Origin of the sequence: Labrys sp. KB_33_2, assembly GCF_052114505.1 — a bacterium.
In the GTDB taxonomy this organism is placed as follows: Bacteria; Pseudomonadota; Alphaproteobacteria; order Rhizobiales; family Labraceae; genus Labrys.
On the sequence record NZ_JBFREW010000008.1, the window covers coordinates 280088 to 286122 of the forward strand.

A 6035-nucleotide genomic window follows, 5' to 3' on the forward strand; every position below is an offset into this window, starting at 1 on the left:
ATGGCCCAATGGCTGATCAAGTCTGAACCCGAAGTGTGGAGCTGGGACCAGCAGGTCGCCGCCGGTGCCAAGGGCACGCCCTGGGACGGCGTGCGCAATCATGCCGCCAAGCTCAATTTGATGGCGATGAAGAAGGGCGACAAGGCCTTCTTCTACCATTCCAACGAGGGCAAGGCCGTCGTCGGCGTCGCTGAGGTGGCGCGCGAGCATTATCCGGACCCGGCCACACCAGGCCAACCCTGGGTGCTGGTGGACTTCAAGGCGGTAGCCCCCTTCCCCAAGCCGGTGACTTTGGCCGATGTCAAGGCCGAGCCGAGGCTGGCCAATATGGCGCTGGTGAAGCTGTCGCGCCTGTCCGTGCAGCCCGTGACGGACGAGGAATGGCAGATCGTCTGTGCGATGGGTGGGTACAAGGTCTGAGCCCAGCTGAACCGTCCAATGGACCAGCCGCGCACCATCAAGGCCGTTGCTTTCGACGCGTTCGGCACGCTCGTCGAGGTCACCGACGAGCGCCGGCCCTATGTTCGTATTGCGCGAGCCTCGACAATTGGCGTTCTGGCCGCGTCAATCACGCGGCCGCTCGACCTCGGCGCTTTCGCCGATATGTGCGGCGTGCGGCCAAATCTCGAATGGAATGTTGATCTAGAGGCGGAGCTGGTATCCATCCGCGCCTTTGCGGAAAGCCGTGCAGTTCTTGTTGCGCTACGTCGGGCGGGCTATCGCATTGCCCTCGCCTCTAATCTTGCGCTGCCCTACGCGGCTCCGCTGGAGGCTTTGTTTGCTGATCTGTTGGATTGTGCCTGCCTCTCCTTCGAGGTCGGAGCGGCAAAGCCTGCTCCCGCATTTTATCGATCCCTCTGCCTCCAGCTTGGCTGTACACCAGCAGAAATCCTGATGGTTGGCGATAGCTGGCGAAGCGATTATGAGGGCGCGACGAGATCGGGCCTGCAGGCTCTTCATCTCGATCGCCGCAGCGTCGCGCAGGCTGGGCGGGGAGCTGTCACCATCACGGATCTCCGCCAGTTGCTCGCCATTTTGCCGGTGTGAACGTTATTCTATCTATTTGGACACCGGATTTATGATTACCCTTCGCTCCTCCCGCCCGGCGGATGTGCCCTCCCTGCTCGAGATCTGGCGCGGCTCCGTCAGGGCGACCCATGATTTCCTGCTCCCCGGTGATTTCGAGGCGATCGAGAAGCTGGTCGCCAACGACTATCTGCCGTCAGCGCCTCTGCATGTCGCCGCTGACGGCGACGGCCGGCCATTGGCCTTCATGGGCTTGTCGGTGCGCCATATCGATTCGCTGTTCATCGATCCCGAAAGGCGCGGCCAGGGCATCGGCACGCTGCTGGTCCGCCATGCCCGAGAACAGGGCGAGGGACCGTTGACCGTCGACGTCAACGAGCAGAACACGCAGGCTGTCGGCTTCTACCGCCACCTCGGCTTCGTCGAGACAGGTCGCTCCGCGCTCGATGGTGACGGACGCCCCTATCCGCTGATGCATATGCGCTTGGGTTAGTTTTTCGGAGCCTTGCCCTGATTCGCCGCAACGAAGTCGAGGAAGGCCCGCAGCGGCTGGGCCATCTGGCGGCGGCTGGGATAATAGAGGTGGAAGCCCGGAAAGGGCGGCGACCAGTCCGCCAGAAGGTGGACGAGCTGGCCTGATGCGAGCCCGGGGCGGACCTGATGTTCGAACAGATAGGCGATGCCGACGCCGGCGAGCGCCGCCAGGCAGGCGACCTCCGGTTCGTTGACGATGAGCGGACCTTCCACGGCAGCTTCCAGCGGCCGGCCCTCGCGCTCGAATTCCCAGTGATAGAGGCTGAGATCGGTCGGCCAGCGGAAATTGATGCAGCGATGGCGGGCGAGGTCATGCGGCGTCACGGGCGTGCCGTAGCGGGTGAGATAGGTCGGGGCGGCGACGGCCATCAGCCTGAGTTCGCCGCCGAGCCGCACGGCGATCATGTCCCTCTCCACCATCTCGCCGAGCCGCACCCCGGCATCAAAGCGGTTGGTCACGATGTCGATCAGCCTGTCCTCGCTGACGAGGTCCACCGTGATGTCGGGATAGGCTGCGAGGAAGGGGCCGATCAGCGGCCCGATGACGTGGATGGCGGCGATACGGGTGGCATTGATGCGTAGCAGGCCGGCAGGACTGTCGCGCAGGCTCCGTACATCCGCGACGGCGGCGTCGAGATCGGACAGCGCCGGGCGCAGCCGGGCGAGGAAGCGCTCGCCAGCCTGGCTCGGTGCCACGCTGCGGGTGGTACGGTTGAGCAGGCGAACGCCGAGCCTCTCCTCCAGCGCGCGGATGGTCTGGCTCAGGGCCGAGGGGGACAGGCCGAGATGGGCGGCGGCCCGCGCGAAGCTTCCATGTTCGACCACGGCGACGAAAGCTCGCAATTCCACATGCTCGCTGCCCCGCATTCTATACGCCTTTCTTCATAAGCCATGCGTATTCTATAGCATTAACGAAGCAGTCTCCAGGGACCATCTTCCCGGCAGCATCGCAACGGAGGATGACCGCCATGACACTCGCTTTGGATGACTACCGCCTTCTCGGCCGCTCGGGCCTCAGGGTATCCCCGCTGTCGCTAGGGACGATGACCTTCGGCACGGATTGGGGCTGGGGCGCCGACGAAGCCGAGGCCCGCCGTATCTTCGACGCCTATGTCGACCGCGGCGGCAATTTCATCGACACCGCCAACCAATATACCAACGGCACGTCCGAGCGCTTCGTCGGCGCTTTCGCCGCCGACCGCCGCGACCGGCTGGTGATCGCCACCAAATACACGCTGCCCTCCCGCCCCGGCGATCCCAATTCCGGCGGCAATCACCGCAGGAGCATGGTGCGTTCGGTCGAGGACAGTCTGAAGCGGCTCGGCACCGACTATATCGACCTGCTCTATCTGCACGCCTGGGACTTCACCACGCCGGTGGAGGAAGTGCTGCGCGGCCTCGACGACCTCGTGCGCTCGGGCAAGATCGTCTATGCCGGCATCTCGGATGCCCCGGCCTGGCAGATCGCCCGCATGCAGACCATCGCCGATCTCCGCGGCTGGGCGCCGCTGATCGCCCTGCAGGTCGAATACAATTTGATCGAGCGCACCATCGAGCGCGAGCTGGTGCCGATGGCCCGCGAATTGGGTCTCGGCGTCATTCCCTGGTCGCCGCTGGCCAGCGGCGTGCTCGCCGGCAAATATAGCCGGGCGGATCTCGACGACAGCGGCGGCTCGGCCGAAGCTTCGGGCACCCGCCGCAATGTCGCGCTGGGCAATGGGGCGCTCACCGAACGCGGCCTCGACATTGCTGAAGTGGTCAAGGCGGTCGCGGGCGAGACCGGGCATACGCCCTCGCAGGTGGCGCTGGCCTGGACACTCACCAATCCGGCGGTCGCCTCGCCCCTCATCGGTGCTCGGACGCTGGCCCAGCTCGAGGACAATCTCGGCGCGCTCGAGGTGAGCTTCTCGGACGAGCAGCGCGACCGGCTCGAGGCGGCCAGTGCCATCGAACTCGGCTTTCCGCATGACTTCCTCAATCGTCCGCTGACACGCAATGTGATGTTCGGCGGGCTGAAGATCCCGACGCGGGGGTAGGGGTGTAGATTTCCTACAGTCGTGCCGCCCCTCACCCTTACCCTCTCCCCGTAAGGACGGGGCGAGGGGTGTCAGACGTTGCGCCTCGATGCGAGACAGGGCGCCTGCTGGATAGGGCGGGACATGGAAGTCTCCCTCGCCCCGTTTACGGGGAGGGTAAGGGTGAGGGGCAGCGCTACCTCAAACCAAGCTTGCTGCCATCTCCCCCTCAATGCAGGGTTGTCTCCTCGATATGCTTGAGCTTGTCGGGATTGCGGGTGACGTAGATGCCGACGATCCGGCCATCACGTATGTCGAGGGCCGTGGTCTGCAGCGTTTCGTCGCGTTCGATGGTGATGAAGCCAGGCAGGCCATTGATATAGGTGTAGCGCACCAGCTTCGACATGGTCTCGGCGAAGTAGTGGGCGAGGCCGGCCTGCAGCTTCATCACGTCCTCGAGGCCGAAGATCGGCTTCATCGCGGCCGGCTTCTTGCCGCCGCCATCGGAATGCACGGCGACATCGGCGGCCAGCAGGGCCTGCAGCGCTGTCATGTCGCCGCTGCGCGAGGCCGCGAAGAAGGCGTGGGCGATCTCCAGTCCACGCTCCTTCGGCATGTCGAAACGCGGCCTGGAGGCGCGGACATGGGTGCGGGCCCGGCTGGCGAGCTGGCGGCAGGCGGCGGGATCGCGCCCGATGGTCTCAGCGATCTCGTCGAAGGAAACGCCGAAGACGTCGTGGAGCAGGAAGGCGGCACGCTCCAGCGGCGAAAGCCGCTCGAGCGCCAGCATCAGCGGCAAGGTGACGTCCTCGACCTCGTCCTCGCCCTCCTCGATCATCGGCTCGGGCAGCCAGGGGCCGATATAGGTCTCGCGCTGGCGTCGGGCCGATTTGAGCACGTCGAGGCAAAGCCGGGTGACGGCGCGGGTGAGGAAGGCCATCGGCTCGCGCACCTCGCTGCGATCCGCGTCGAGCCAGCGCAGGAAGGCATCCTGCACCACGTCCTCGGCGTCGGCGACCGATCCCAGCATGCGATAGGCGATGCGGATCAGGCGCGGCCGCAAGGGATCGAAGCTTGCAGCCGCATCGCTCTGGAGGGCGCCCGGCATCAGGCCGCCGCTTTCGCGCGCACCGGATGCACGGCATTGAAGCCGACATTGACCCGGTTCCAGCCATTGATGGCGACGATCAGCAAAGTGAGTTTCACCTGTTCCTCCTCGGTGAACTGCGCCTTCACCGCTTCGTAGACGTCGTCGGGCGCGCGCTTGTCGGCGACCAAGGTGAGGGCTTCCGTCCAGGCCAAGGCCGCGCGTTCACGTTCGCTATAGAGCGGCGATTCGCGCCAGGCGTCGAGCAGATAGAGCCGCTCCTCGCTCTCGCCAAGCTTGCGGGCGTCGAGGGCGTGCATATGCAGGCAGAAGCCGCAGCCATTGATCTGAGAGGCGCGCATCTTCACCAGTTCCATCAGGCTGGTCTCGAGGCCGTCGATCCCGGTCGAGAAATCGAGCCACTGCTTCATGATGGCGGGCGAGGCGGCGAAGGGGTTCAGTCTGGCTTTCATGATCATGTCCTCTTGATCGGTTTGCGCAGACATGACGAGCCTGCCTCCGCCGCTGTGACATGGCGGCGAAATTTTTTCGAAGTGACGAAGGCAACTGCACGATGGTTGGGGGAAGGCGCAACGCCAGCCACTCCTTCGCCCCGTTCTTACGGGGAGAAGGCAGGGATGAGGAGCTGCGCGAGGGATACCAAATGGAGCGTAGCGAAGCCCCTCACCTGTATCCCAGCCCACTCCAAGTGGAGTGGCCGATACCCGTAAGGACGGGGCGAGGGGGCACGAATGTCGCGCTCCTTCATCAATTCCGTCAGCTCGCCCAAGCCGTTGTCCTGACTCAGCCGGTCCGGCGTTCGTCCCTTCAGCGCAGCTTGGCGGCGATGTGTCCGGCGAGCTGGTCGAGGGCCGAGCTCATCGCCTCTACCTGGGCGGGGGCTCCGGTATCGGCCGGGGGCACGGCGATGCTGGCCTGGGCCGCCGCGCTGCGGCCGCCATTGCGGTAATGCAGCCGCCATTGCGCCTGCAGCATGACCACGCCCTCGGCATTGGTATCGAAACGGCTGACCGAAAGTTCCAGCGTCGCCGCTTCCTTGCCCGACACGGTCTGGCTGGTGGTCACCAGCGAGCCGGCGGGCAGGCGCCGGCGCAAATTCTCGGCCAGCACGCGCTGCACCATGGAGCCCATCGGCTCGCCCCAGCGYTCGAACTCGGAGACGCCGAGCTGGACGTCGCCGGAGCGGCGCACCAACTGGGGCCGATCGAGATATTTGGCGACATCCACCGTTTCGATCGATACCGAGACGGGCCGGCCCGCAACCTTCTGCCCGCTTTGGGCGGCCAGGGTATAGATCTTGGCCGCCGGCGAGGCGCAGGCCGAAAGTAAAGCCAGAGCCAGGCCCAGGCCCG

8 protein-coding genes are annotated in these 6035 nt (G+C 65.2%); 4 read left to right on the forward strand and 4 right to left on the reverse strand.

The features are described from left to right. From AB4037_RS16645 to AB4037_RS16655, 3 genes are read left to right on the forward strand one after another with little or no spacing between them, the layout of a single operon-like run. Complete coding sequence (locus AB4037_RS16645; protein WP_441772263.1) at positions 1-420, forward strand: EVE domain-containing protein; 420 nt, start codon at positions 1-3, stop codon at positions 418-420. A gap of 18 nt (positions 421-438) precedes the next feature. Further along, complete coding sequence (locus AB4037_RS16650) at positions 439-1047, forward strand: HAD family hydrolase (protein WP_441772264.1); 609 nt, start codon at positions 439-441, stop codon at positions 1045-1047. A gap of 31 nt (positions 1048-1078) precedes the next feature. After that, positions 1079-1519 carry an acetyltransferase gene (locus AB4037_RS16655; protein ID WP_434958814.1) on the forward strand — a complete coding sequence of 147 codons (441 nt, stop codon included), beginning with the start codon at positions 1079-1081 and terminating at the stop codon, positions 1517-1519. Here the strand turns inward: AB4037_RS16655 and AB4037_RS16660 are convergent. After that, entirely contained in the window at positions 1516-2427 is a 912-nt protein-coding gene (locus AB4037_RS16660) for a LysR family transcriptional regulator (RefSeq protein WP_441772265.1), read from the reverse strand. The two genes, AB4037_RS16655 and AB4037_RS16660, sit on opposite strands and share 4 nt — an antisense overlap. 101 nt (positions 2428-2528) lie before the next feature. Here AB4037_RS16660 and AB4037_RS16665 point away from each other — a divergent pair, with 101 nt between their 5' ends. After that, entirely contained in the window at positions 2529-3596 is a 1068-nt protein-coding gene (locus tag AB4037_RS16665; RefSeq protein ID WP_441772266.1) for an aldo/keto reductase, read from the forward strand. A 208-nt stretch (positions 3597-3804) separates the two neighbouring features. Here AB4037_RS16665 and AB4037_RS16670 read toward each other — a convergent pair whose 3' ends face one another. From AB4037_RS16670 to AB4037_RS16680, 3 genes are all read right to left on the reverse strand, one after another. Continuing rightward, positions 3805-4683 (reverse strand): sigma-70 family RNA polymerase sigma factor, encoded by an 879-nt coding sequence (locus tag AB4037_RS16670; protein ID WP_441772267.1) that lies wholly within the window; start codon positions 4681-4683, stop codon positions 3805-3807. Continuing rightward, complete coding sequence (locus AB4037_RS16675; RefSeq protein ID WP_434958810.1) at positions 4683-5135, reverse strand: carboxymuconolactone decarboxylase family protein; 453 nt, start codon at positions 5133-5135, stop codon at positions 4683-4685. The genes AB4037_RS16670 and AB4037_RS16675 overlap by 1 nt, the downstream gene beginning before the upstream one ends. Before the next feature lie 355 nt (positions 5136-5490). Continuing rightward, a partial coding sequence (locus tag AB4037_RS16680) for a PqiC family protein (protein ID WP_441772268.1) occupies positions 5491-6035 on the reverse strand: 545 nt, incomplete at its 5' end.

Coding starts and splice junctions, on each gene's coding strand:
- AB4037_RS16645 (WP_441772263.1), top strand. CDS start 1: ATGGCCCAATGGCTGATCAAGTCTGAACCCGAAGTGTGGAGCTGGGAC.
- AB4037_RS16665 (WP_441772266.1), top strand. CDS start 2,529: ATGACACTCGCTTTGGATGACTACCGCCTTCTCGGCCGCTCGGGCCTC.
- AB4037_RS16650 (WP_441772264.1), top strand. CDS start 439: ATGGACCAGCCGCGCACCATCAAGGCCGTTGCTTTCGACGCGTTCGGC.
- AB4037_RS16675 (WP_434958810.1), bottom strand. CDS start 5,135: ATGAAAGCCAGACTGAACCCCTTCGCCGCCTCGCCCGCCATCATGAAG.
- AB4037_RS16670 (WP_441772267.1), bottom strand. CDS start 4,683: ATGCCGGGCGCCCTCCAGAGCGATGCGGCTGCAAGCTTCGATCCCTTG.
- AB4037_RS16655 (WP_434958814.1), top strand. CDS start 1,079: ATGATTACCCTTCGCTCCTCCCGCCCGGCGGATGTGCCCTCCCTGCTC.
- AB4037_RS16660 (WP_441772265.1), bottom strand. CDS start 2,427: ATGCGGGGCAGCGAGCATGTGGAATTGCGAGCTTTCGTCGCCGTGGTC.